Source organism: Mesorhizobium calcicola, from assembly GCF_042682105.1.
Taxonomy (GTDB): domain Bacteria; phylum Pseudomonadota; class Alphaproteobacteria; order Rhizobiales; family Rhizobiaceae; genus Mesorhizobium; species Mesorhizobium calcicola.
Genome location: NZ_JBHUGY010000078.1, coordinates 1 through 23326, shown reverse-complemented (window position 1 = coordinate 23326; position 23326 = coordinate 1). Strand labels below are relative to the sequence as shown.

The 23326-nt window shown below is 63.1% G+C and carries 29 protein-coding genes; 16 read left to right on the top strand and 13 right to left on the bottom strand.

Annotated features, from left to right (window positions below; translation table 11 throughout):
* A partial coding sequence (locus ACFSQT_RS38220; RefSeq protein ID WP_379027176.1) for a GFA family protein occupies nt 1-256 on the bottom strand: 256 nt, incomplete at its 3' end.
* 166 nt (nt 257-422) lie between these two features.
* Here ACFSQT_RS38220 and ACFSQT_RS38215 point away from each other — a divergent pair.
* Nucleotides 423-1187 (top strand): TlyA family RNA methyltransferase, encoded by a 765-nt coding sequence (locus ACFSQT_RS38215; RefSeq protein WP_379016932.1) that lies wholly within the window; start codon nt 423-425, stop codon nt 1185-1187.
* Nucleotides 1184-2419, top strand: coding sequence for a class I SAM-dependent RNA methyltransferase (locus tag ACFSQT_RS38210; RefSeq protein ID WP_379016902.1), 1236 nt, complete (start codon nt 1184-1186; stop codon nt 2417-2419). The genes ACFSQT_RS38215 and ACFSQT_RS38210 overlap by 4 nt, the downstream gene beginning before the upstream one ends.
* Nucleotides 2420-2431: 12 nt before the next feature.
* On the opposite strand, the gene ACFSQT_RS38205 is transcribed toward ACFSQT_RS38210, so the two are convergent.
* The 4 genes from ACFSQT_RS38205 to ACFSQT_RS38190 form a co-directional block, all read right to left on the bottom strand.
* Nucleotides 2432-2623 carry a transglutaminase-like cysteine peptidase gene (locus ACFSQT_RS38205; RefSeq protein WP_379016900.1) on the bottom strand — a complete coding sequence of 64 codons (192 nt, stop codon included), beginning with the start codon at nt 2621-2623 and terminating at the stop codon, nt 2432-2434.
* A 34-nt stretch (nt 2624-2657) separates the two neighbouring features.
* Nucleotides 2658-2798, bottom strand: coding sequence for a hypothetical protein (locus tag ACFSQT_RS38200; protein ID WP_379016898.1), 141 nt, complete (start codon nt 2796-2798; stop codon nt 2658-2660).
* Nucleotides 2799-2858: 60 nt separating this feature from the next.
* On the bottom strand, nt 2859-4271 hold the full coding sequence (tldD, locus tag ACFSQT_RS38195; RefSeq protein WP_379027175.1) for a metalloprotease TldD: 1413 nt from the start codon (nt 4269-4271) through the stop codon (nt 2859-2861).
* A 168-nt stretch (nt 4272-4439) separates the two neighbouring features.
* A complete protein-coding gene (locus ACFSQT_RS38190; RefSeq protein ID WP_379027174.1) occupies nt 4440-5012 on the bottom strand; it encodes an invasion associated locus B family protein in 573 nt (190 codons plus the stop codon).
* Between the two features lie 366 nt (nt 5013-5378).
* Between ACFSQT_RS38190 and coxB the strand changes: the two genes are divergently transcribed.
* The 13 genes from coxB (at nt 5379) to ACFSQT_RS38125 (ending at nt 15708) form a co-directional block, all read left to right on the top strand.
* Nucleotides 5379-6254, top strand: a complete 876-nt coding sequence (coxB, locus tag ACFSQT_RS38185; RefSeq protein WP_379027177.1) for a cytochrome c oxidase subunit II — start codon at nt 5379-5381, stop codon at nt 6252-6254.
* 37 nt (nt 6255-6291) lie between these two features.
* Nucleotides 6292-7944 carry a cytochrome c oxidase subunit I gene (ctaD, locus tag ACFSQT_RS38180; protein ID WP_379027173.1) on the top strand — a complete coding sequence of 551 codons (1653 nt, stop codon included), beginning with the start codon at nt 6292-6294 and terminating at the stop codon, nt 7942-7944.
* 78 nt (nt 7945-8022) lie between these two features.
* The gene (locus tag ACFSQT_RS38175; protein ID WP_379027172.1) at nt 8023-8967 is read left to right on the top strand and encodes a heme o synthase; all 945 of its coding nucleotides are present in this window, start codon (nt 8023-8025) and stop codon (nt 8965-8967) included.
* Nucleotides 8964-9128 carry a hypothetical protein gene (locus tag ACFSQT_RS38170; RefSeq protein ID WP_379027171.1) on the top strand — a complete coding sequence of 55 codons (165 nt, stop codon included), beginning with the start codon at nt 8964-8966 and terminating at the stop codon, nt 9126-9128. The genes ACFSQT_RS38175 and ACFSQT_RS38170 overlap by 4 nt, the downstream gene beginning before the upstream one ends.
* A 7-nt stretch (nt 9129-9135) precedes the next feature.
* Nucleotides 9136-9765 carry a cytochrome c oxidase assembly protein gene (locus ACFSQT_RS38165; protein ID WP_379027170.1) on the top strand — a complete coding sequence of 210 codons (630 nt, stop codon included), beginning with the start codon at nt 9136-9138 and terminating at the stop codon, nt 9763-9765.
* Nucleotide 9766: 1 nt separating this feature from the next.
* Nucleotides 9767-10648 carry a cytochrome c oxidase subunit 3 gene (locus ACFSQT_RS38160; RefSeq protein ID WP_379027169.1) on the top strand — a complete coding sequence of 294 codons (882 nt, stop codon included), beginning with the start codon at nt 9767-9769 and terminating at the stop codon, nt 10646-10648.
* A 144-nt stretch (nt 10649-10792) separates the two neighbouring features.
* Nucleotides 10793-11344: a L,D-transpeptidase family protein gene (locus ACFSQT_RS38155; RefSeq protein ID WP_379027168.1), complete on the top strand. Its 552-nt coding sequence runs from the start codon at nt 10793-10795 to the stop codon at nt 11342-11344.
* Complete coding sequence (locus ACFSQT_RS38150; protein WP_379027167.1) at nt 11341-11727, top strand: DUF983 domain-containing protein; 387 nt, start codon at nt 11341-11343, stop codon at nt 11725-11727. The genes ACFSQT_RS38155 and ACFSQT_RS38150 overlap by 4 nt, the downstream gene beginning before the upstream one ends.
* The gene (locus ACFSQT_RS38145; RefSeq protein ID WP_379027166.1) at nt 11724-12479 is read left to right on the top strand and encodes an SURF1 family protein; all 756 of its coding nucleotides are present in this window, start codon (nt 11724-11726) and stop codon (nt 12477-12479) included. The genes ACFSQT_RS38150 and ACFSQT_RS38145 overlap by 4 nt, the downstream gene beginning before the upstream one ends.
* Before the next feature lie 88 nt (nt 12480-12567).
* Complete coding sequence (gene ispH / locus ACFSQT_RS38140) at nt 12568-13578, top strand: 4-hydroxy-3-methylbut-2-enyl diphosphate reductase (protein ID WP_379027165.1); 1011 nt, start codon at nt 12568-12570, stop codon at nt 13576-13578.
* A gap of 5 nt (nt 13579-13583) precedes the next feature.
* Nucleotides 13584-14546 carry a homoserine kinase gene (locus ACFSQT_RS38135; protein ID WP_379027164.1) on the top strand — a complete coding sequence of 321 codons (963 nt, stop codon included), beginning with the start codon at nt 13584-13586 and terminating at the stop codon, nt 14544-14546.
* On the top strand, nt 14543-15073 hold the full coding sequence (rnhA, locus tag ACFSQT_RS38130; protein ID WP_379027163.1) for a ribonuclease HI: 531 nt from the start codon (nt 14543-14545) through the stop codon (nt 15071-15073). Before ACFSQT_RS38135 ends, rnhA begins: the two co-directional genes overlap by 4 nt.
* Nucleotides 15074-15114: 41 nt before the next feature.
* Nucleotides 15115-15708, top strand: coding sequence for a histidine phosphatase family protein (locus tag ACFSQT_RS38125; protein ID WP_379027162.1), 594 nt, complete (start codon nt 15115-15117; stop codon nt 15706-15708).
* Nucleotides 15709-15714: 6 nt separating this feature from the next.
* Here ACFSQT_RS38125 and ACFSQT_RS38120 read toward each other — a convergent pair whose 3' ends face one another.
* From ACFSQT_RS38120 to ACFSQT_RS38110, 3 genes are all read right to left on the bottom strand, one after another.
* Nucleotides 15715-16194: a DUF2938 domain-containing protein gene (locus tag ACFSQT_RS38120; RefSeq protein ID WP_379027161.1), complete on the bottom strand. Its 480-nt coding sequence runs from the start codon at nt 16192-16194 to the stop codon at nt 15715-15717.
* A 67-nt stretch (nt 16195-16261) separates the two neighbouring features.
* Nucleotides 16262-16744, bottom strand: coding sequence for a peroxiredoxin (locus ACFSQT_RS38115; RefSeq protein WP_379027160.1), 483 nt, complete (start codon nt 16742-16744; stop codon nt 16262-16264).
* Between the two features lie 185 nt (nt 16745-16929).
* Entirely contained in the window at nt 16930-17736 is an 807-nt protein-coding gene (locus tag ACFSQT_RS38110) for a protein-disulfide reductase DsbD domain-containing protein (RefSeq protein WP_379027159.1), read from the bottom strand.
* Nucleotides 17737-17905: 169 nt separating this feature from the next.
* On the opposite strand from ACFSQT_RS38110, the gene ACFSQT_RS38105 reads away from it, so the two are divergent.
* Nucleotides 17906-18514 (top strand): YqgE/AlgH family protein, encoded by a 609-nt coding sequence (locus tag ACFSQT_RS38105; protein ID WP_256749819.1) that lies wholly within the window; start codon nt 17906-17908, stop codon nt 18512-18514.
* Nucleotides 18515-18602: 88 nt separating this feature from the next.
* On the opposite strand, the gene ACFSQT_RS38100 is transcribed toward ACFSQT_RS38105, so the two are convergent.
* The 5 genes from ACFSQT_RS38100 to ACFSQT_RS38080 form a co-directional block, all read right to left on the bottom strand.
* Nucleotides 18603-18908: a type II toxin-antitoxin system RelE/ParE family toxin gene (locus ACFSQT_RS38100; protein WP_379027158.1), complete on the bottom strand. Its 306-nt coding sequence runs from the start codon at nt 18906-18908 to the stop codon at nt 18603-18605.
* Nucleotides 18905-19195, bottom strand: coding sequence for a type II toxin-antitoxin system ParD family antitoxin (locus ACFSQT_RS38095; RefSeq protein ID WP_379027157.1), 291 nt, complete (start codon nt 19193-19195; stop codon nt 18905-18907). The genes ACFSQT_RS38100 and ACFSQT_RS38095 overlap by 4 nt, the downstream gene beginning before the upstream one ends.
* A 147-nt stretch (nt 19196-19342) precedes the next feature.
* Nucleotides 19343-22231 carry an EAL domain-containing protein gene (locus tag ACFSQT_RS38090; protein ID WP_379027156.1) on the bottom strand — a complete coding sequence of 963 codons (2889 nt, stop codon included), beginning with the start codon at nt 22229-22231 and terminating at the stop codon, nt 19343-19345.
* A 3-nt stretch (nt 22232-22234) separates the two neighbouring features.
* A complete protein-coding gene (locus ACFSQT_RS38085; RefSeq protein ID WP_379024408.1) occupies nt 22235-22831 on the bottom strand; it encodes a GNAT family N-acetyltransferase in 597 nt (198 codons plus the stop codon).
* 14 nt (nt 22832-22845) lie between these two features.
* Nucleotides 22846-23326, bottom strand: a 481-nt coding sequence (locus ACFSQT_RS38080; RefSeq protein ID WP_379027155.1) for a M16 family metallopeptidase, incomplete at its 5' end; no start/stop codon positions are given.

The following is a 23326-nucleotide window of genomic DNA, read 5'->3' as shown; positions in this document are numbered from 1 at the left end:
CATCGGAGCTCAAGCCGCGCCAGGCGAGCAGGCAAGCGCATGTAGGACAGAACAGAATCTCGAGCGAGGGCGTATCTTTTCCAGCGCGGGTATAGCGCTTCACTGGTCCCGCAACGCGGATGCGTTCGTCGACATAGTCATAAGCCCAGAGCACGCCATAGCGACGGCAAAGCGTGCAGCTGCAGGCGGTGATCGGCCCGGGATCGCCCTCCAGGGTCCAGTGGGCTGCACCACAGTGGCAGGTTCCTGTTAGCATCCGGCCCTCGCATTCGGATAAACGGCGCCCCTCCTCAACATTGTGCCGGGTTGATGCGATACCCGCAAGCGGTGCGGCGGCTTGGTGTGTTCGCTCGCTTTTCGACGATGTTCCTGGTCCCGCCCCAATATCCTTGCCTTCGCGACGCGCTTTCGCCATGAAGGCGATGAACTCGCCTCTGCCTGCCAACACACGCCAGCGGCTCGACGACCTGCTCGTCCAGCGCGGACTGTTTGCGAGCCGCTCGCGTGCCCGCGACGCGGTCGAACGTGGCACGGTGAAGGTTGACGGCGTCCTTGCCCGCAAACCCGGCCAGAACGTTTCGCCGCAGTGCCTGATTGCCATCGATGATCCGGCGCAAGGTTATGTGTCGCGCGCGGCGCTCAAGCTGATTGGCGGGCTCGACCATTTCGGCCTCGATCCCGCCGGCCGTGAAGCACTCGACATCGGCGCCTCGACCGGCGGCTTCACCCAGGTCCTGCTCGAGCGCGGCGCGGCCCATGTTACCGCCATCGATGTCGGGCATGGCCAGATGCATCCTGATGTCGGCCGAGACCCGCGTGTGACTGTCATCGAGGGCCTGAACGCTCGCGATCTCACGGTCGCCGATCTTGGCGGCCGGATCCCGGATTTCATCGTTTCCGACGTCAGCTTCATTTCGCTGAAACTGGCGCTGCCGCCGGCGCTTGCCATTGCGAAGGCTGGCGCCGGCGCCATGTTTCTGGTCAAGCCGCAATTCGAGGCGGGCCGCGAAGCGATCGGCAAGGGCGGCCTGTTGAAGGATCCCTACGATGCCGCCCGTGTCGCCGGCGTGCTGCAGGATTGGCTGGACACCGTTCCAGGCTGGCGCTCGCTCGGACTTCATCTGTCGCCGATCGAAGGCGGCGACGGCAACCGTGAATTCCTGCTCGGTGGGATCAAGGATCGATGAGCGCGCGCTTCAGCATCAGGAAACTTGGCGCCCAGGGCGACGGCATCGCCGAGACCGAGAACGGCGACCTGTTCATCCCTTTCACATTGCCCGGCGAGGTCGTCACCGCCGCGCGCGAAAGGGATCGCGCCGCACTGATGGCGGTGCTGGAAGCTTCGCCGCTGCGCATCGATCCGGCCTGCCGCCATTTCACCGAATGCGGCGGTTGTGCGCTCCAGCATTTCGAAGCCGAAGCCTATCGCCAATGGAAACGCGAAAAGGTGGTGCACGCCTTGAAGGGCATCGATTGCGACATCGGCGAACTGGTCGCCTGCGCACCGCACACGCGCCGCCGTGTCGTGCTCGCCGCCCGGCGCACCGATACAGGCATGCTGCTTGGGTTCAATCGTCATCTGTCGCCGGAAATCATCTCGATATCGGAATGCCCGATCTCGCTGCCCGAGATCGTCAGCGCGTTCGATCGGCTGAAGGGGCTCGCCGAACTGGTTTGCGCCACCACCAAATCGTTCCGGCTGACGGTCACCGTGACCGGTTCGGGCCTTGATGTCGCGGTTCACGAATCCGGCAAGCTCGGCGAACACCAGCGCCGCATCGCCGCCAATTTCGTCATTGCGCAAGGTTTCGCCAGACTGTCCATCGATGACGAGATCATCATCGAGCCAAGGAAGCCTGTGGTCATGTTCGGCGGCGTCGCTGTCGCCGTGCCGCCGGGCGCTTTTCTACAGGCGACCGAGGCCGCCGAACAGGCGATGGCCGATATCGTCGGCGGGCATCTGAAGCGTGCCAAGAAGGTCGCCGATCTTTTCGCCGGCTGCGGCAGCTTTGCCTTGCGGCTGGCGGTGAAGTCGGAAGTCCATGCGGTCGAAGGCGACGCGGCCGCACTTTCGGCGCTCGACCGGGGCTCACGCTTCGCCACCGGCCTGAAGCGGGTGACGGGCGAACGCCGCGACCTGTTCCGCCGGCCGCTGACGTTCAAGGAATTGAATGGCTTCGACGGCCTGGTGTTCGACCCGCCACGCGCCGGCGCCGAGGACCAGTCGAAGCAGCTCGCGCGCTCGGATGTTCCGTGGGTGGCCGCCGTGTCCTGCAACCCGGTCACGCTAGCCCGCGATCTGCGCATTCTGCTCGACGGCGGCTACATCCTGAAAAGCGTGACGCCGATCGACCAGTTCCTGTGGTCGCCGCATGTCGAGGCGGTGGCGTTGCTGGAGAAGCCGAAACGGCGGCGGTAGCCGTAGCTCCTGCTAGCTTGGCGACAGTCGTTTCGACGTGCCGCCCCGTTGGTTGATCGACACCCATGTGTTTGGGTTCTGCTGGGACGGGCGTTTGAGGAAGTAATAGTCCGTCGCATTCCAAGGTCTGATCTCATTGACCAGATTGTCCAGGACAAGATCGCCCTTGTCGGTTTTCACCGTCAGGATGGTATGGCCTTTCATTGTCCAGGTCGCGCTTTCCTAATGTGGATTGTGTTCACTTCAAGGTGCCGACAGGCTTCAGCTGGAAAACGCCGGCTTTGGCCCAGGCCCGGTCGAGGTCACGGAACGTCGCGACGCCCGACGCCGCCGAAATGCCGGCGCTGGTGAGGATGACAAGGTTGGAACTGGTATGCATTACCTCGGCGGCGGCTGAAGGGACGCTTTCGCGACCACAACAACCGGCGCGGCCGATCAATCAAACCCTGGTGCCACCCACCGTCATCTGGTTCATGCGCAAATGCGGTTGGCCGACGCCGACCGGCACGCCCTGTCCGGCCTTGCCGCACATGCCGATGCCGGTGTCGAGCTTCATGTCGTTGCCGACCATTGAAACGCGGTGCATGGCGTCAGGTCCGTTGCCGATCAGCATCGCGCCCTTGATCGGTTGCGTCACCTTGCCGTTCTCGATCATGTAGGCCTCGGTGCAGCCGAACACGAATTTGCCCGAGGTGATATCGACCTGGCCGCCGCCGAAGGACACGGCATAGATGCCGTTCTTGACCGAGGCGATGATTTCCTCCGGCTCCATGTCGCCCGCCGTCATGAAGGTATTGGTCATGCGCGGCATCGGCTGGTGCGCATAGCCTTCGCGCCGGCCGTTGCCGGTGGCCTTCATGCCCATCAGCCGGGCGTTCTGGCGATCCTGCATGTAGCCGACCAGTTTGCCATCCTCGATCAGCACGTTGCGGGCGGAAGGCGTGCCTTCGTCATCGACGGTGAGCGAGCCGCGTCGCTCCGGCATGGTGCCGTCGTCGACGACGGTTACCCCCTTGGCGGCGACCTGCTGGCCCAGCAGGCCGGCGAAGGCCGAGGTCTTCTTGCGGTTGAAATCGCCTTCCAGTCCATGGCCGACGGCTTCGTGCAGCATGACGCCCGGCCAGCCGCTGGACAGCACGATATCGAAGGTGCCGGCAGGCGCCGGGATCGCCTCGAGATTGACCAGCGCTTGCCTGAGCGCCTCCTTGGCGGCGTGCTTCCAGCTGTCTTCGATGAGAAAGTCGCCAAAGGCCTTGCGTCCGCCCATGCCGTAGGAGCCGCTCTCCTGGCGGTCGCCGTCGCCGACGACCACCGAAACGCTGACCCTGACCAGCGGGCGGATATCGCGCACCACCTGGCCGTCGGCGCGCACGATCTCGACATGCTGCCAGGATGAGGTCAGCGAGGCCGAAACCTGGCGCACGCGCGGATCCTCGGCGCGCAGCCAGGCGTCGATTTCCTGCAGCAGCTTTGCCTTGGTCTCGAAGGAGGGCGAGGGGATCGGGTTCTCGTCGCCATAGAGATGGCGGTTGGTGCGGGCGGGCGCCGCGGCCAGCGTGCCGGAGTAACCGCCCTTGACGGTTGAAACGGCGTCGGCGGCGCGCAGCAGCGAAGCCTCGGACAGGTCGCTTGAATGGGCATAGCCGCTGGCTTCGCCGGCGACCGCACGCAGGCCAAACCCCTGGTCGGTGTTGAAGTTGGCGGTCTTCAGCCGGCCATTGTCGAACATCAGCGCTTCGCTCTCGCTGTATTCGAGGAACAGTTCGCCGTCATCGGCGCCGTTTATGGTCTCTCTGACGATCTGCTTGATGCGATCGTCTGAAATGTCGAATTGGCCGATCAGGCTGTTCATGGCGCGTCCGTTCACAGGAGGAATGGTTCTTTGCCACGATGTAGGCGCGAAGGCGCGCCGAGACAATCGCCCCACCACGTTGTGAAGACAAATGCGATCGCCGACAGCCCGCCGACGTCACTTTTGGTTGATGAAGTCCTTGATGTCGCTGGTCATCGAATCCCAGTGTCAGGGCAGGGCGGCGAAACCGTCGGCGAAGCCCTTGAGGTCGACGGGGATGCCGATGCCTTCTTCCGGGGTCTGGAAGACGATGAAGGTGGCCGACGTGCCGGTCTTCAGCGTGTCGAGCAGCGGCTTTTCGAGAATGACCTCGGCATAGCAGCCGTCCTGGAAGCAGCGCACGAAATATGCGCGGCCGATGTCCTTGCCGTCGACATTGAGGCCGAGCCCGTTGGGCAACAGCACGCCGAGCGGCGCCAGCACGCGCAGGATCTCGGCCTTGTTGTCGGCGGTGCGCAGCACGACGACCGAAAGCCCCATCTCGGGCCGGTCCTCGGCGACGACGTTCTGCATCATCACGCACTGCTCGGAGGTGGCACCGGCCGGCGTGTCACAGATGATCGACCACGCGCCATGCGTCGAGCGGACAGTGCCGCTCGGCTGCGCGGCATTGGCCTGGCTGGACAAGCCAATGACGGACGGAGCGATGACGGACAAAGCGGCGAGAAAGATGACCTTCGCCAAGATTCTCGAAGGCGCCAAGATTCTCGAAGGCGCAAGTCTCGAAAGCCAAGAGTTCATGACGGCTCCATTGCGAATCACGGCACTTTAAGCCGCGCCAAAGCCAAGTAAAGGACGAGACCGCAACCGGTCTGCCCTGAAAATGCCAATTCGGCGCTTTTCCTTGCCAATTTCGCCCGAATTGCGACGGTCGGCACGCCCCGCCGCGGGAATGGTGCGGTTGGCCGGACATACGCGATTCGGGGCCGCCGCCGTTGCCTTCAAAGACATATCCGGGCTTGCGCGCAAAAATGCCGCACGGTTTCGCCCGCTCCTTTCTTGCAGAGGGAAAAAGAGTATGGTTTGAACCAGCTTGAGACAGTCGGGATTCCCGTCCCGGCATTGTTCGATATTCTCGTGGGCACAGCCGCGAGGAACTGGGAGACGATGAGGGCGATGAGAAAATTCCTAGCAGGCGCGATTGCCGCTGCCACGTTTTTCGCCGGCGCATCAGCCCATGCCGATCAGCCCAGGGATTGGGAGACCGGCTTCCAGGCGCCGGCGACCGATATGATGCGGCAGATCGAGTGGTTCGGGAACTACACGATGTGGTTCATCGTCCCGATCACCATCCTGGTGCTGTGTCTGCTCGCCTATTGCATCCTCAAATTCCGGGCCAGCGTGAACCCGGTTCCGTCGAAGACCAGCCACAACACGCTGATCGAGGTGATCTGGACCGTCGGCCCGGTCGTCATCCTGCTCTGCATCGCAATCCCTTCGTTCCAGCTGCTGACCGCGCAATACACGCCGCCGGAAGACGCAAAGCTGACCGTCAAGGCGACCGGCAACCAGTGGAACTGGGACTACGAATACCAGACAGAGAACACCATTTCCTTCAATTCCGCGATCCTGCAGGAGGCCGACCGGGCGGCCGCCGGCAAGGAAGATCGCAAGATCTATCCGCGCCTGCTCGCCGTCGACAACGAGATGGTCGTGCCGGTCAACACCATGACCCGCGTCCTGGTGACGGCAACGGACGTGATCCACTCCTTCGCCATGCCGTCGTTCGGCATCAAGATGGACGCGGTTCCCGGCCGCACCAACGAGACATGGTTCAAGGCCGAGAAGGAAGGCCTCTACTACGGCCAGTGCTCGCAGCTCTGCGGCAAGGATCACGCTTTCATGCCGATCGCCATCCGCGTCGTCTCCGACGCGCAATTCAAAAGCTGGCTGGCGGAAGCCAAAACCAACCTGCCCGGTGCCAACAAGGCGCTGATGGCTGAGGTCGACGGCCAGAACAAGGTAGCTGCCGCCGGCAACTGATGCCGCGGCCAGAAAAGATCAGGGAACGGAGCGGAACATGGCAGGCGCTGCAGCTCACGACGACCACGACCACAAGCCGTATCACGGCTGGGTCCGGTGGGTGTATTCCACCAACCACAAGGACATCGGCACGCTCTATCTGATCTTTGCGATTTTCGCCGGCATCGTCGGTGGTGCCTTGTCGGTCGCCATCCGCATGGAGCTGCAGGAGCCGGGAATCCAGATTTTCAGCGGCCTCGCGCAGATGGTCTACGGCATGAACGGTGACGCCGCGATAGACGGCGGCAAGAGCATGTATAACGCCTTCGCCACCGCGCACGCGCTGATCATGATCTTCTTCATGGTCATGCCCGCCCTGATCGGCGGTTTTGCCAACTGGATGGTCCCGATCATGATCGGTGCGCCCGACATGGCCTTCCCGCGCATGAACAACATCTCGTTCTGGCTGCTGCCGCCGGCCTTCCTGCTTCTGATCGCCTCGGCCTTCATGCCGAGCGCGCCTGGCGCCTTTGGTGTCGGTGGCGGCTGGACGCTTTACCCGCCGCTGTCGACTTCGGGCCAGCCCGGGCCGGCGATGGATCTGGCGATCCTGTCGATCCACATTGCCGGCGCCTCGTCGATCCTTGGCGCCATCAACTTCATCACCACCATCTTCAACATGCGCGCGCCGGGCATGACGCTGCACAAGATGCCGCTGTTCGCCTGGTCGGTGCTGATCACCGCCTTCCTGCTGCTGTTGTCGCTCCCGGTGCTTGCCGGCGGCATCACCATGCTTCTGACCGACCGCAACTTCGGCACGACCTTCTTCGCGCCTGATGGCGGTGGCGATCCGATCCTGTTCCAGCACCTGTTCTGGTTCTTCGGTCACCCGGAAGTCTATATTCTGATCCTGCCGGGCTTCGGCATCATCAGCCACATCGTCTCGACCTTCTCGAAGAAGCCGGTGTTCGGCTACCTCGGCATGGCCTACGCGATGGTCGCCATCGGCGCGGTCGGCTTCATCGTCTGGGCCCACCACATGTACACGACCGGCCTGTCGCTCGACACGCAGCGCTATTTCGTCTTCGCCACGATGGTCATCGCGGTGCCGACGGGCGTGAAGATCTTCTCCTGGATTGCCACGATGTGGGGCGGGTCGATTTCGCTGAAGCCGCCGATGCTGTGGGCCCTTGGCTTCATCTTCCTGTTCACGATTGGCGGCGTCACCGGCGTCCAGCTGGCCAATGCCGGTCTCGACCGCTCGCTGCACGACACCTATTTCGTGATCGCGCACTTCCACTACGTGCTGTCGCTGGGCGCCGTCTTCGCCATCTTCGCCGGCTGGTATTACTGGTTCCCGAAGATGACCGGCTACATGTATTCCTTTGCCATCGCCAACACCCATTTCTGGGTCACCTTCGTCGGCGTCAACCTGATCTTCTTCCCGCAGCATTTCCTCGGCCTTGCCGGCATGCCGCGCCGCACCATCGACTATCCCGACGCGTTTGCCGGCTGGAACATGGTGTCGTCCTACGGCTCGTATATTTCGGCCGTCGGTGTAGCGATCTTCCTCTACGGCGTGTTCGAGGCCTTCCAGAAGAAGCGGGTCGCCGGTGCCAATCCGTGGGGCGAAGGCGCCACGACGCTGGAATGGCAGCTGCCTTCGCCGCCGCCCTTCCACCAGTGGGAGCAACTGCCGAAGATCAAGTAAGGCGGCAGCCTCCCTGGAATCGAAACCGCCGGCCCGCCGGCGGTTTTGGCCAAACGGAATGATGGAACTTGAGTACGCATGGCCCTAGTCGACGAAACCAGCATTGACGAAGCGGGCTTCCGCATGTCGGAAGCGACGGCGGGCGATTTCTTCGCCCTGTTGAAGCCGCGCGTCATGTCGCTGGTGGTGTTCACCGCCTTCGTCGGACTGGTCGCGGCGCCGGTGACCATCAATCCGCTGCTGGCAGTGATCGCCATCCTGTCGATTGCCATCGGCGCCGGGGCCTCCGGCGCGCTCAACATGTGGTATGATGCCGACATCGACGCGGTGATGACGCGCACCGCCTCTCGTCCGGTGCCGGCCGGTCGCATCCAGCCGCACGAGGCGCTGAGCTTCGGGCTGGTGCTGTCGGTGCTGTCGGTGATGACGCTGGGCGTGCTGGTCAACTGGCTGTCGGCGACGCTGCTGGCCTTCACCATCTTCTTCTATGCCGTCGTCTATACGATGTGGCTCAAGCGCTGGACGCCGCAGAACATCGTCATCGGCGGCGCCGCCGGTGCCATTCCCCCGGTCATCGGCTGGGCCGCGGCGACAGGGACTGTCAGTCTGGAAAGCATCGTCCTATTCCTGATCATCTTCTTGTGGACGCCGCCGCATTTCTGGGCGCTGGCGCTGTTCAAGTCCGAGGACTATGCCCGCGCCGGCATTCCGATGATGCCGAACGTCGCCGGCCAGGCTTCGACCCGCCGCCAGATCTTTGCCTATGCGCTGCTGCTGGCGCCGGTCGGCGTGCTGCCATGGCTGCTGGGCTACACCACGCCGGTCTATGGCGTGGCCGCCGTGCTGCTTGGATTGGGTTTTGTCTGGTACGCATGGAAAGTGCTTGGCATGGCCGACGATGATCGCGCGATGAAGCCGGCCAAGGCGCTGTTCGCCTATTCGCTGCTCTATCTCTTCGCCATCTTCGCTGCCTATCTCGCCGACAGCGTCGTCGAGCGCGCGCTTGCCATGGGTGGGGCATGACCATGATCGAAGAGAAGCTCGAATTGGTCACGCTGACCGAGCGGCAGAGGAAAGCCAGACGCAATCGCTCTGTTGCCATCGGCCTGGCGCTGGCGGTGCTGGTGATCATTTTCTACATCGCGACGATCGTGAAATTCGGTCATCACCCCGGCTCGATGTGAGGACGCGATGAGCCAGGACACGGTGGCCGATAGCAGGAAGAACACCAACCGCGTCGTCGCGTTTGTCTGCCTTGCCTTCTTCGGCGGCATGATCGGCATGGCCTATGCCGCGGTGCCGCTCTACAAGATGTTCTGCCAGGCGACGGGCTATGGCGGCACCACGCGACGCGCCACGCAGCAATATGCGGACCGGGTGCTCGACCGTGACATCGTTGTCCGGTTCGACGCCAACATCGCCGGCGTGCCGTGGGATTTCCAGCCGGTCGATCGCTCGATGACGATGAAGATCGGCGAGACGGTGCAGGCGCACTATCAGGCCACCAACAAGTTCGATCGCCCCGTTACCGGCCGCGCCACATTCAATGTGCAGCCGGAACTGGCGGGTCCCTACTTCAACAAAGTCGAGTGTTTCTGCTTCACCGATACGACGCTGAAGCCCGGCGAGACGCTGGACATGCCGGTCGTGTTCTATGTGGATCCCGACATCGTCAACGTACCGGAACTGAAGGACGTGAAGACGATCACTCTGTCCTATACGATGTTCCCGGTCGAGAAGAGCAAGCCGGTCGCGTCATCAGTGCCGGTCCAAGGCAGCAGCAAGACAATTTCCAATACCGAAGCAAATCTCGGGGGTTGATATGGCAGACGCGCACGCAAAACCACACCATGACTTCCATCTCGTCGACCCGAGCCCATGGCCTTTCCTGGGGTCCATCGGCGCGCTGGTGACCGCGATCGGCGGCGTCTGCCTGATGCAGTATCTCAAGGCCGGCAACTTCCCGGTCTTCGGCTTCAACATCGCCAATCCGTGGCTGTTCTTCATAGGCATGGTGATCGTCCTCTATACCATGTTCGCCTGGTGGTCGGACACGATCAAGGAAGCGCATGAGGGCCATCACACGCGTGTCGTGTCGCTGCACCTGCGCTACGGCATGATCATGTTCATCGCCTCCGAGGTGATGTTCTTCGTCGCCTGGTTTTGGGCCTACTTCGACGCCAGCCTGTTTCCAGGCGAGGTTCAGCAATACGCGCGCACCGCGTTTACCGGCGGTGTCTGGCCGCCGAAGGGGATGGAGGTTCTCGATCCCTTCCACCTGCCGCTCTACAACACCATCATCCTGCTGCTGTCGGGCACCACGGTCACCTGGGCGCACCATTCGCTCATCCATGGCGATCGCAAGGGACTGATCAACGGCCTGGTGCTGACCGTCGGCCTCGGCATGCTGTTCACCATGGTGCAGGCCTACGAGTACATACATGCACCGTTCGCCTTCAAGGATTCCATCTACGGCGCCACCTTCTTCATGGCGACCGGCTTCCATGGCTTCCATGTCATCATCGGCACCATCTTCCTCTTGGTCTGCCTGATCAGGGCGATGAAGGGTGATTTCACCCCCAAGCAGCATTTCGGCTTCGAGGCGGCAGCTTGGTATTGGCACTTCGTCGACGTGGTCTGGCTGTTTCTGTTCTCAGCGATCTATGTCTGGGGATCGGTCGGCGCGGTGATCGAAGCGCACTGATTTCGACCTGAGCAAAACAAGGAGATAGAGCCCATCCCGATGCATCGGGATGGAATGGAACAGGCTCCAGGGATTTCGAGAAGGCGGCTGCGGCGACGTGGCCGCCTTCTTCATTTCGGCGCAATGATCGCCAATCGATAGCCGATGCGGCTGACAATTCCTTCTGCCATTTTCCCATTCATGATCGCGATCGTTCCGGCCTCTGCTGGCGAGAAGGTCGATCTGGTGCGGGTAGACAAGTCGGAACGGCGGCTGGACCTGATCGGCGACGGCAAGGTCATGCGGAGCTACAACATCGCCTTGGGTGGCGATCCGCTTGGGCACAAGCACCAGGAGGGCGATCAACGCACGCCGGAGGGGCGCTATGTCCTCGATTGGCGCAACCCGAACAGCATCGCCCACAAGTCGATCCATGTCTCCTATCCCAATGCCGACGATCTGGCGGCCGCGAAGGCACGCAATGTCGATGCGGGCGGCATGATCATGATCCACGGCCAGCCAAATGGTTTTGGCTGGTGGGGCTGGCTGCTTCAATTGGTCGACTGGACCGACGGCTGCATTGCGGTTACGGACTCCGATATGGATGAAATCTGGGCAATGGTGGCCGATGGGACACCGATCGAGATCGAGCGGTTGGCAATGAGTGACAAGACGATCTGGCCGCCGATCGATCCGAGATCGAGCGGTAAGCAATGAACGACGACAAGGCAATCTGGCCGCCGATCGATCCGATTTCGGCCGGCCTGCATGGCCGCTGCCCGCGCTGCGGCGAGGGGCGGCTGTTTTCCGGCTTCCTCACTGTCGGCAAGCGCTGCACCAATTGCGGCCTCGACTATTCCTACGCCGATGCCGGCGACGGACCGGCGGTCTTCGTCATTCTGATCATCGGCTTCATCATCGTCGGCCTGGCGCTCTGGGTTGAAGTGACGCTGAGCCCGCCGCTTTGGCTGCATCTGTTGCTCTGGATCCCGCTGGCTGTTGTGCTGTGCCTGACGGCGCTGCGGCTGATCAAGGGCGTGCTGCTGACCCTGCAATACCGCAACAAGGCGGCCGAGGGCCGGCTGGATCACGGCGAATGAGCGAGGCATCCGCTGGAGGTGGCGGCCGTTCGCGGTCAAGGACAGCATTGCTGCTCGGCCTTGGCCTGCTGCTGTTGCTGATCCTGCTGGCGCTCGGCACCTGGCAGGTCCAGCGCCTGCACTGGAAGGAAGGCCTTCTGCAGACCATCGATCAGCGTACGCACGCAGCGCCGCGGCCGCTTGCCGAGGTCGAAAGAGAATTCGCCACGACCGGGGACGTCGACTATACGCCGGTGATCGTCAGCGGCACTTTCCTGCATCAGGGCGAACGGCACTTCTACGCCACGTGGGACGGTGAGGCCGGCTTCAATGTCTACACGCCGCTTGCCCTCGACGATGGCCGCTTCGTGCTGATCAATCGCGGCTTCGTGCCCTACGATCTCAAGGATGCCGCCAAGCGCTCGCAAGGGCAGGTGACGGGCCAGGTGACGGTCACCGGCCTCGCCCGCAACCCGCTGCCGGCAAAGCCGTCGATGATGCTCCCCGACAACGACCTGGCGAAGAACATCTTCTACTGGAAGGACCGCGACGCGATGGCGGCGAGCGCCGGGCTGCCGGCCGGCGCCACGCTGGTGCCGATCTTCATCGACGCCGACAAGACGCCGAATCCGGGCGGATTGCCGGTCGGTGGCGTCACCATCATCGACCTGCCGAATAGCCATCTGCAATATGCGATGACCTGGTATGGCCTTGCCGCAGCGCTCGCCGCCGTGCTCATCCTGCGGCTTCGCCGTCCGGTGAAAGAGGAATGAACGCGACCACCGCCCCCTTTCTACCAACGCCCTTGACAGGGCAGGGGTAGGCACCTCATTTCGGCTTTGATCAACCGGCCAGGATTTAATGCTTCAGACAACCACCAAGCCACCCCTGACGATCCGGCTCTGCCAGCCGCGCGGTTTTTGCGCCGGCGTCGACCGCGCCATCCAGATCGTGGTGCTGGCGCTGAAAAAATATGGCGCGCCGGTCTATGTCCGCCATGAGATCGTGCACAACCGCTACGTCGTCGAGGGACTGCAAAGCCTCGGCGCCGTGTTCATCGAAGAGCTTTCCGAGATTCCCCCCGAACATCGGCAGTCGCCGGTCGTGTTTTCGGCGCATGGTGTGCCGAAGTCGGTGCCGGCGGATGCGCAGGCGCGCAATCTCTTCTATCTGGATGCCACTTGCCCGCTGGTGTCGAAGGTCCACAAGCAGGCGATGCGCCACCAGCGGCTTGGCCGCCATGTGCTGCTGATCGGCCATGCCGGACACCCCGAGGTGATCGGCACCATGGGCCAGCTTCCGGACGGCGCGGTGACGCTGATCGAGACCGAGGCCGATGCCGCGAAGCTAGCGCCTGCCGATCCGCAGGCGCTTGGCTTCGTCACCCAGACCACGCTGTCGGTCGAGGACACCGCCGGCATCATCCGCGCCCTGCAGGATCGCTTTCCGCAATTGCATGCCCCGGCGGCGGAATCGATCTGCTACGCCACCACCAACCGCCAGGAGGCGGTCAAGGAAACCGCGGCCGGCGCCGATCTCTACCTGATCGTCGGCGCGCCCAATTCCTCCAATTCGCGGCGTCTTGTCGAAGTGGCGGAGCGTGCCGGCGCCTCGATGTCGCTTCTCGTACAGCGCGCGGCCGAGATTCCGTGGAATGACATCGCCGGCATTTCGACGCTCGGCCTCTCAGCTGGGGCATCGGCGCCGGAGATCATCGTCGACGAGATCATCGACGCGTTCCGGCAACGCTTCGACGTCACGATCGACCTGGCCATCACGGCCACGGAAACGGAGGATTTTCCGGTCATGCGGGTACTGCGCGATGTCGAACTGACGCGAGCCGACATGGCCTTCGTCAATGGAGCCGCGTAAGGCACATGGCGGTCTACACCGACGTTGCCGAAGGCGAACTCGGCGCATTCCTCAAGCACTATCCGGTCGGCGATCTCCTGTCCTACAAGGGCATCGCCGAAGGCACGGAAAACTCGAACTTCCTGCTGCACACCTCCAGCGGCTCCTACATCCTGACGCTCTATGAAAAGCGCGTCGAGAAGGCGGATCTGCCGTTTTTCCTCGGGCTGATGGGCCACCTCGCCAAAAAAGGCGTTTCTTGCCCGCTGCCGGTGACGGCACATGACGGCAGCGTCATCGGTACGCTCGCCGGCCGGCCGGCCGTCATCATCACCTTCCTCGAAGGGCTTTCGCTGCGGCGGCCGACATCGACGCATTGCGGCGAGGTCGGCAAGGCCCTGGCGGCGCTGCATCTGGCCGGCGCTGATTTTTCGATGACCCGTCCGAACGCGCTGGCCATCGACGGCTGGCGTAAGCTTTGGGATGCTTCCCGCGTCCGCGCCGACGAGGTTGAGCCCGGCCTGGCCGCCGAGGTCGATGCCGACTTCGCCGACTTCGAGCGGAACTGGCCGAAGGACCTGCCCCAAGGCATCATCCATGCCGATCTTTTCCCTGACAACGTGTTCTTCCTCGGCGAAAAACTGTCCGGGCTGATCGACTTCTATTTCGCCTGCGACGACCTCTACGCCTATGATGTCGCCACCTGCCTCAACGCCTGGTGCTTCGAGAAGGATTTCTCCTTCAACCTGACCAAGGGCAAGGCCTTGCTTGCCGGCTATCAGAGCGTGCGTCCCCTGAGCGACCGGGAAAAGGCGGCGCTGCCGATGCTGGCGCGCGGCTCGGCGCTGCGCTTCATGCTGACCCGGCTCTACGACTGGCTGACCGTTCCCAATGGCGGGCTGGTGATGAAACGCGATCCGACCGAATACATCCGCAGGATGCGATTCCATCGGGCGATCGAATCTCCTTCGGAATATGGATTGGCATGAGCAAACAGGTTGAGATCTTTACCGACGGCGCCTGTTCGGGCAATCCCGGCCCCGGCGGCTGGGGCGCGATCCTGCGCTTCAACGGTACCACCAAGGAACTTTCCGGCGGCGAGGCGGAAACCACCAACAACCGCATGGAGCTGCTCGCCGCCATCTCGGCGCTGAACGCGCTGAAGGAACCTTGCACGGTCGAGCTTCACACCGACAGCAAATACGTCATGGACGGCATTTCCAAGTGGATCCACGGCTGGAAGAAGAACGGCTGGAAGACCGCCGACAAGAAGCCGGTCAAGAACGGCGAGCTCTGGCAGGCGCTGGATGAGGCCAACAGGCGCCACAAGGTGACCTGGAACTGGGTCAAGGGCCATGCCGGCCATACCGAGAACGAACGCGCCGACGAACTCGCGCGCGAAGGCATGGCGCCGTTCAAGAAAGGCCCGGTCAAGCTTGCTGCCGTGCCGAAGCCAGCCGAGCAGTCAAAGCAGACGGCGGTGGCAAAGGCACGGCGCTCGACCCAGAGTTACTGAGTTCCTGGAGCAGGCCCGCTCACAGGCAGGGAACCTCGATCGTGCCGATCCTCTACTATGTCACGCATCCCCAGGTTCAGGTCGACGCCAACATTCCCGTGCCGGAATGGGGGCTGTCAGATATCGGACGAGCGAGAGCCGTCGCCATGCTCGATCGGCCCTGGGTCGGGTCGATTCGGCGTATCGTTTCGTCGGCTGAACGCAAGGCGCTGGAAACCGCCGAAATCCTTGCGGCGCATCTCGGCCTTGCCATCGAGGTGAGGGAACGGATGCATGAGAATGACCGATCGGCGACGGGGTTTTTACCACCGCCGGAGTTCGAAGCGGTCGCGGACCAGTTCTTCGCCAATCCCCACGACAGCGTTCGTGGATGGGAGCGGGCCATCGATGCCCAACATCGTATCGTGAGCGAGGTCGACACCGTGCTCGGCACCGACGGCGCGGGCGACATTGCGTTCGTGGGCCATGGCGGCGTGGGAACGCTCCTGTTGCTGTCTCTCAGCAGTCGGGAAATCAGCCGTGAAGCGGATCAGCCAGCCGGCGGTGGCAACTATTTTGCGTACGATATCGGTGCGCGCCGCGTTATCCACGGATGGCGGCCGATCGACAGGCCGGTGCAGCGCCGCGACGGTTAACTTCGCTCAGCGGATCAGCAGCGCCATGCCATAGAGCCCGAGCGCGAACACCGTGTGCGAGACCAGGTTGAGGGCGCGGATCTGCATCGGGTTGGGGCGCTTCGAGGCAGCCCAGCCGGCGCCCATGCCGGGTGCCAGCAGGAACCAGCCGGCGCCGACGGTGACGATGCCGAGGATGAAGGCCGGCAGGAAGGTCGGCGCCGCCAGCCAGGCCGCTCCCGCCAACGCCACCAGGATGATGCCGTAGACGATGCCGACAAAATAGTGAAAGGCCCAGCCCAGCGACGCTTCATGTGCGTATGGCTTGGCATCGCCGATATCGTCGTGAAAGACCTTGCCTTCCCTGAGGTGCCAGACCCAGCGGCCGACCAGGCCCCAGTTCGGTCGCGGCTGGGCAAACGCCGTGCTCAGGAAGATCGCCCAGATATCCATCAGCGCCGTGGCGCCGATGCCGATCGCGATACTGCGCCACAGGATGTCAGACATCGTCGCGGTCCCCCAAAAGCTGTCGGGCGAGGCCTTGCGGTCCCTGGCCCGAGGCTGTCGCCGAGATTTAGAGCTGTCCCAGAATATGAGCCGCGCCGGACTCGTCGACGCCGGGCTTGGTCTCGACATTGAGCGCGATGACCTTGCCGTCATCGACGATCATCGAAAACCGCTTCGAGCGCAGTCCCATGCCGCCTGCGGAAAGGTCGTTGTCGAGGCCGACCGCCTTGGCGAAGTCGCCGCTGCCGTCGGCGAGGAACAGAATCTTGCCTTCGCCGCCGGTGAAGCGCGCCCAGGCGCCCATGACGTGGACGTCGTTGACCGAAACGACGGCGATGGTATCGACGCCGCGCGCCAGGATGGCGTCATGGTTCTCGAGATAGCCGGGCAAATGGTTGTTGCTGCAGGTCGGCGTGAAGGCGCCCGGAACACCGAAAAGCACAACCTTCTTGCCTGAGAAAATCTCGGCCGACGTGATCGGCTTGGCTCCGTCGGCGGTCATCGTCTTGAAGGTCACATCAGGCAGCGTGTCGCCAACGGAAATGGTCATGAGTTCCTCGTCTGGAAAAATGGGGAAGGGCGTGTGCTTGCGTAGCGAACTCAGCGGCCGCCTGCAACCGTCCAGGAGTGGCATCAGCCCATGCCGGCCAAAAGTGCGCAGCGGTTTTGGGACAACGACATCGACAAAGAGAAGATCTTGAAGCGTGTCGTATGAATCCGTTGATGCGCGGCGCTTTAAGGAAACGGCAAGAGCCCTTCGACCGCGCCGGTCGAACTCGTCAGCGTATAATGAAGCCCGCCATCCGTTGGCGTCGTCGAAGGGCGGTCGAGGATCGGCACGGTGAAGATCAGCTTGCCGTCCTTTTCGCTGCGGGCAGGGGTGCCGAACATGTAGTCCCGCTCGCCGGCGACAAAGAAGTCCGCCGCCTCCGGATCGCCGGGAAAGCTCGCCTCGACAACCAGCGTTTCGTGGTCGCCCGGCAGCACGTTGATGCCGAAATCGGACCTGGCGGGTGTCGGCAACGCCGCGAAGCTCGCCTTCACCAGCGCGGTGTCTTCGGCATTGTCCGGGTCGGAGCCGGGGTCGACGGTCAGCCGCGTCTGCACCGGAATGCAGATCGTTTCGCAAATGCCGAGAAAGATGTCGGCGTCGATGACGGCCGGATTTTGCGCCGCCGACAGGGTGAACACCACCGGCAGCGAAACCGGATAGTTGTAGCCCGCCCATTTGCCATAGCCGTCGTCATGACGCTGCGGCGCCGGGAACGAAAGCTGGGCGTCGGCGATGTTTGTGCTGGCCGAAATATCGAGCTGCGGCGGCACGCCCGCGTCGCCCGGATCGCGCCAATAGGTCTTCCAGCCGGGTTTGAGCGCTATGTCGAGAACGCCCTGGATGCGGCCGGCGGCATCGGCCTTGCCGCTCGTCACCAGCCGGACCTTGCCGCCTTCGCTGTTGTACCACGCCGATGAGGAGGCGGCGGCGGGAAGAGCGGTTGCCAATCCGATGGCGGCGCCGAGCAGCAGGATTTTCAAGCTTTGCATGGCGGTGATTTGATCGTCCGTTCGTGGCCGCGCAATGATTTCATGGCACTGCCGGTATCATATTTGCGTGACCCAAAGGGGGCAATGCTCGGGCCGGCGGCGTGGGCTTTGGTCGAATCCCGCACGGTACATCTTTTCGGCGCTTTGGAAACGCGTTACGCTTGCTGCCATGGACTTGTTGCGCCACAAGAAGACAGCCGCCAGCCGTGGCTTTCTCGACGATCAGTTCCTGATTGCCATGCCCGGCATGAAGGATGACCGTTTCACGCGATCGGTCATCTACATCTGCGCCCACAGCGATGAAGGCGCGATGGGGCTGATCATCAACCAGACACAGCAGATGCTGTTTCCGGACCTGCTGGTGCAACTCGGCATCATGAACGAACAGGAGGCGATCCGCTTGCCGGCGCAGGCCCGCGACTTCGTCGTGCGCAATGGCGGGCCCGTGGATCGCAGCCGGGGCTTCGTCCTGCATTCGGGCGACTACCGGGTGGAATCGTCGCTGACCGTTTCGGACGACATCTGCCTGACCGCGACCGTCGATATACTGCGTGCCATTTCGTCTGGGCGTGGCCCCCGTCACGCACTGATGGCGCTCGGCTATTCTGGCTGGGGCGCCGGCCAGCTGGAAACCGAGATCGCCGAGAATGGCTGGCTGACCTGCCCAGCCAACGCCGAACTTCTGTTCGACACCGACATCGAGCGCAAATACGACCGCATCCTCGCCTCGATCGGCATCGATCTGGCGCATCTCAGCCTCGCCGCCGGACACGCCTGAACTTCGAGATCAGCTTCAACTGGGGCGGCTCAGACTTGGCCGTGCTCGATGTGCCTTTCTGGTCGCCCGCGCGCCAAGGCCTTGGATGTCATTCGTCGTCGGTCGGTAGCTCCAGCGTCCGGCCGGCATAGAGAATCCTGAGGACAGTCACCGAGTCCTCCCGCACGGTGAAGGCAATGGTGGCCCGGCGACGCCAGTCGACCGTGCGCAGACCCTTCGCCAAGTTATCGTGGTGCATGCCGCGCTCAGGGAACGTTGAGAATCCCAGGCAGTAGTCTACGATGCGGTCGACAAATCGGTTGGCGACAGTGGCGCCGGTCTCCTGCGCGAGGTGCGTCAGCAATTCGTCAAGGTCCTGCTCGGCTGCCGGATGGAACTTGACCGTATAGTTCATGCACTGCGGGATGACTTGGCCGTCAACACCGAGACCCGCGCCTTGAGGCGGCGACGGACGTCTTCGGGGTCAGCAAGGTTTTCAGGGTGGGCGTCGAGATCCTTCAAGGTCGGCACGACTTCCTCGACGAGCCAGCGTTCCAGAGCCTTGTCTCGCGCCGCCAATGCCCTCAGGCCATCGCGGATGACCTCGCTCTCGGTGGCGTACTCTCCCGAGGCGACTTTAGTCTTGACCATCTGCGCCATCTCGGGCGGCAGGGTGATGCTCATCTGTTGCGTCGTGCGCATTGTGGAAATCCTCTCGTTGACTCCCCATAGCACGTTGTAGGATTAAATCCTACACATAGCTTTCCGGGTCGATGAGCCAGTCTGGCCAAAAGCGAAAGGGGCGTTTCGACCAGTCTCCCAGTCAGCGCCAGTCCCAGGCAGATCCACTCACGCCTGCGTCAGCGGGTACTGTTCCTTCAGCGTCTTCAGCACCTGGTCGCCCGGCATCGGTGCGCCGAACATGAAGCTCTGCACATATTCGCAGCCCATCTGGCGCAGTTCCAACGCATCGCTTTCGTCCGAAATGCCTTCGGCGACGACAGACAGGCCGAGTTCATGCGCCATGTTGACCATGGATTTGAGCAGCACCGCGCGCTTGGGCGTGTTGTCGTCGACGAAGCTCTTGTCGATCTTGATCGTGTCGAAGGGGAAACGCGTCAGATAGGCCAGTGAGGAATAGCCGGTGCCGAAATCGTCCAGCGACAGGCCAATGCCGAGTTGCTTCAGCTTGGTCAGCACATGGGCAGTCTGCTCCGGATTGTCCATCACCAGCGATTCGGTGAGCTCGAGCCGGAAGCAGCGCGGCTTCAGATTGGCCCGCGCGATAACCGAGCGGACATCGCTGACCAGGTCGCGGCGGATGAGCTGGCGGCTGGACAGGTTGACCGAGACCGACAGCGGCGCGTCGCCGATCTGCTTCTGCCATCCGGCGAGGTCTTCCGCCGCCTGCTGCATGGCGAACAGGCCGAGTTGCACGATCAGCCCGCAGCTCTCGGCGACCGGGATGAAATCCGCCGGCGGGATCATGCCGCGGCGCGGATGGTCCCAGCGCAGCAGGGCTTCGAAGCCGGCGACGCTGCCGTCTTCCAGCCGCACGATCGGCTGGTAGGCGAGCGTGAATTCGCGCCGCTCGATGGCGCGCCGCAGGTCGGATTCGAATTGCAGCCTGTCGGTGCCGACGGTGCGGAAAGCCGGACGGAACGGCTCGATCCTGTCGCCGCCGAAGCGCTTGGCCTGATGCATGGCAAGCTCGGCATCCTTGACCATGTCCTCGGCCGACATCTGCGGCGAATTCCAGGTGATCAGTCCGATCGACGCCGTCAATACGATCTCGCGCTTGGCGAAAGTGATCGGGTTGTTGATCGCGTGCTTGATGGCATCCGCCACCGCCGCGATACGGGCCGGGTCCTGTTCGGACAAGAGCATCAGCGCGAACTGGTCGCCGGCAAAGCGCGACAGCGAATCCTTCGGCTTGAGCAGCCGGTGCAGCCGGCGCGCAATGGTCAAAAGGATGGTGTCGCCGGCCGAGATGCCGAGCCCGTCATTGACCTGCTTGAAACGGTCGATGTCGATGACGAAGACGGTCGGCCGCACTTTCTCTTCGGTGCGGGCGATCGAGATGACCGCTTCCAACCGGTTCATCAAAAGTTCGCGGTTCGGCAGACCGGTCAGATTGTCGTGCACGGCGTCGTGCAGCAGCCGCTCCTCGGATTTCTTCTGCTCGGTCACGTCGACCATGGTGCCGACGCAGCGGATAACCTCGCCGTCCGATCCGATGACCGGCCGCGCACGCAGCGAAAACCAGTGATAGTGGCCGTCGGCGCCGCGCAGGCGGAAGTTCTGCGACACCCGGCCGCGCCGGTGTTCCAGCACCACGTCGAGCGTCGTGCGGAACGTATCGCGGTCGTCGGCGTGCAGCACCGGCAGCCAGTTGCGTGCGGCACCGCCCAGACTGTTCGGCGCCAGCCCAAGCTGGATGCTGACATCGGGCTTGGTGACGACGCGGTCGCGCAGCACGTCCCAGTCCCACACGGTGTCGCCCGATCCGGCGACGGCCAGCGCCTGCCGCTCGAGGTCGGAGAACAGGCCCTGATGCAGCGCGCCGCCGGCGAAGGCATGCTGCATGACGGTGAAGCCGATCAAGAGGATGATCAGGATCAGCCCGCCGCCCAGTGCCGGCTGGGCGATGTCGTTGTCGAGCATGCCGGTGATCGCCATCCACGACCCGCATAGCCACAACAGCACCATGACCCAACTGGGCACCAGCATGATGGCGCGGTCGTAGCCGCGTATGCCGAGGAAGATGATGAGGCCGAGCCCGGTCAGCGCGGTGGCGGCGAAGGACAATCTGGCGATGCCGGCGGCGACCGCCGGATCGACGATGGCGACGCCGGCGATCAGCACCAGTCCGAGGATCCAGACCAGCGCGCCATAGCTGAAATGGCCGTGCCATCGGTTGAGATTGAGATAGGCGAACAGGAACACCACGAAGGTTCCCGCCAGCGCCACCTCCGTTCCCGCTCGCCACATCTGCTCGTTGCCGGGCGAGATCTCGATGATCTTGTTGAGGAAGCCGAAATCGACGCAGATATAGGCGAGCACCGCCCAGGCGAGTGCCGCGGTCGCCGGGAACATCGAGGTTCCCTTGACCACGAAAAGGATGGTCAGGAACAGCGCCAGCAGGCCGGCAATGCCGATGACGATGCCGCGAAACAGCGTGTAGGAATTGACCGAATCCTTGTAGGATTCCGGATCCCACAGATAGACCTGCGGCAGCTTAGGCGAGGCCAGCTCGGCGATGAAGGTGATGACCGTGCCCGGGTTCAGCGTCACCCGGAACACGTCAGCATCGGGGCTGGTCTGGCGGTCGAGCGCAAAGCCTTCGCTGGGCGTGATGGCGGCGATGCGGGTCGAGCCGAGATCGGGCCAGAAGATGCCGGAATTCACCAGGCGGAAATGCGGCGCGACGATCAGCCGGTCGAGCTGCTGGTCGGTGGTGTTGGCCAGCGCGAACACTGCCCAGTCGCCGGTCGAACGCGCATCGTTGGCCTCGACCTCGATGCGCCGCACGATGCCGTCCGGCCCGGGAGCGGTCGACACCTGGAAATTTTCACCTTGGTTCCGGTAGATCTCGACGGCGCCCGAAAGGTCGAGCGCGACATCGTCGCGGGCAATCTTGATCGGTTCGACGGCGAAGGCCGACGATGCCGCGCACAGCGCCAGGATTGTCGCGACGACAAAGGCGAACAGCGGCCCGTTTCGCAGGAAATTCGTCAAAAATCAGTCCTTCGTTCCTGCGGCCGGCGGATCGTCCGCGATCCGGGCGTAGAGGTAGTGGTCCTGCCAGATGCCGTTGATCCTGAGATAGGATCGCAGCAGTCCTTCGCGCCGGAATCCGGCTTTTTCAAGCACGCGGATCGACCTGATATTGTCGGGAATACAGGCCGCCTCGATCCGGTGCAACCTCAGCGTATCGAAGGCGAAGGGCGCCACCACCTTGACCGCGTCGGTCATCAGGCCACGGCCGCCAAAGCGCTCGCCGATCCAGTAGCCGATATGGCCGCTTTGCGAGACGCCGTGGCGTATGTTGCCGAGGGTGATGCCGCCCGCCAGCTTGCCGCTGCTTTTCTCGAAGATGAAGAAGGCGATCGCGGTTCCCTGGGCATAGTCTTCGCGGTAGCGGCTGATGCGCAGCCGCCATGCGGTACGGTCGAGTTCATCGGGAGTCCAGCGTGGCTCCCATGGTTCGAGGAAGGCGCGGCTTTCGCCGCGCACCGCCGCCCACTCGCGGTAGTCGTTCGTGAAGGGCACGCGCAGCGTGACGCGGTCGCCCTTCAGCGCCGGCAGGTCACGGCGAAAGAACGGGAGCGCGAACACGACGCTTTGAGGGGCTAGACGGCGAGCTTGCGGGCCGTGGTCTGCGTGCCCGCAAGCGACTCGAGGATCGCCTCGTAGGGCGCCAGCGTACCTACAGGCCCGACAGCGGTCAGCGTCGGTGTGGTCGAGAACAGCCGGGACGACAGATCGGTCAGACGCTCGATCGTCAGCGCCGACAGCCGTTCCATCAGTTCCTCCTTGGCGATCGGCCGGCCGAACAGAAGCAGCTGCCGTGCGATTTGCGAGGCGCGGCTGGCCGGGCTTTCGGCGGACATGATCAGCCCGGCGCGATATTGCGCACGCGCCCGGTCGAGTTCTTCCTGCAGGATGTTCTCGCCGACCTTCTGCAACTCGTCGATGATGACCGGCACCAGTTCGGCGATGTCGCTCTGGCCGGTCGCGGCATGGACGCCGAAGACGCCAGTGTCGGAAAAGCCCCAATGGAAGGCATAGACCGAATAGCACAGGCCGCGCTTTTCACGGACTTCCTGGAAA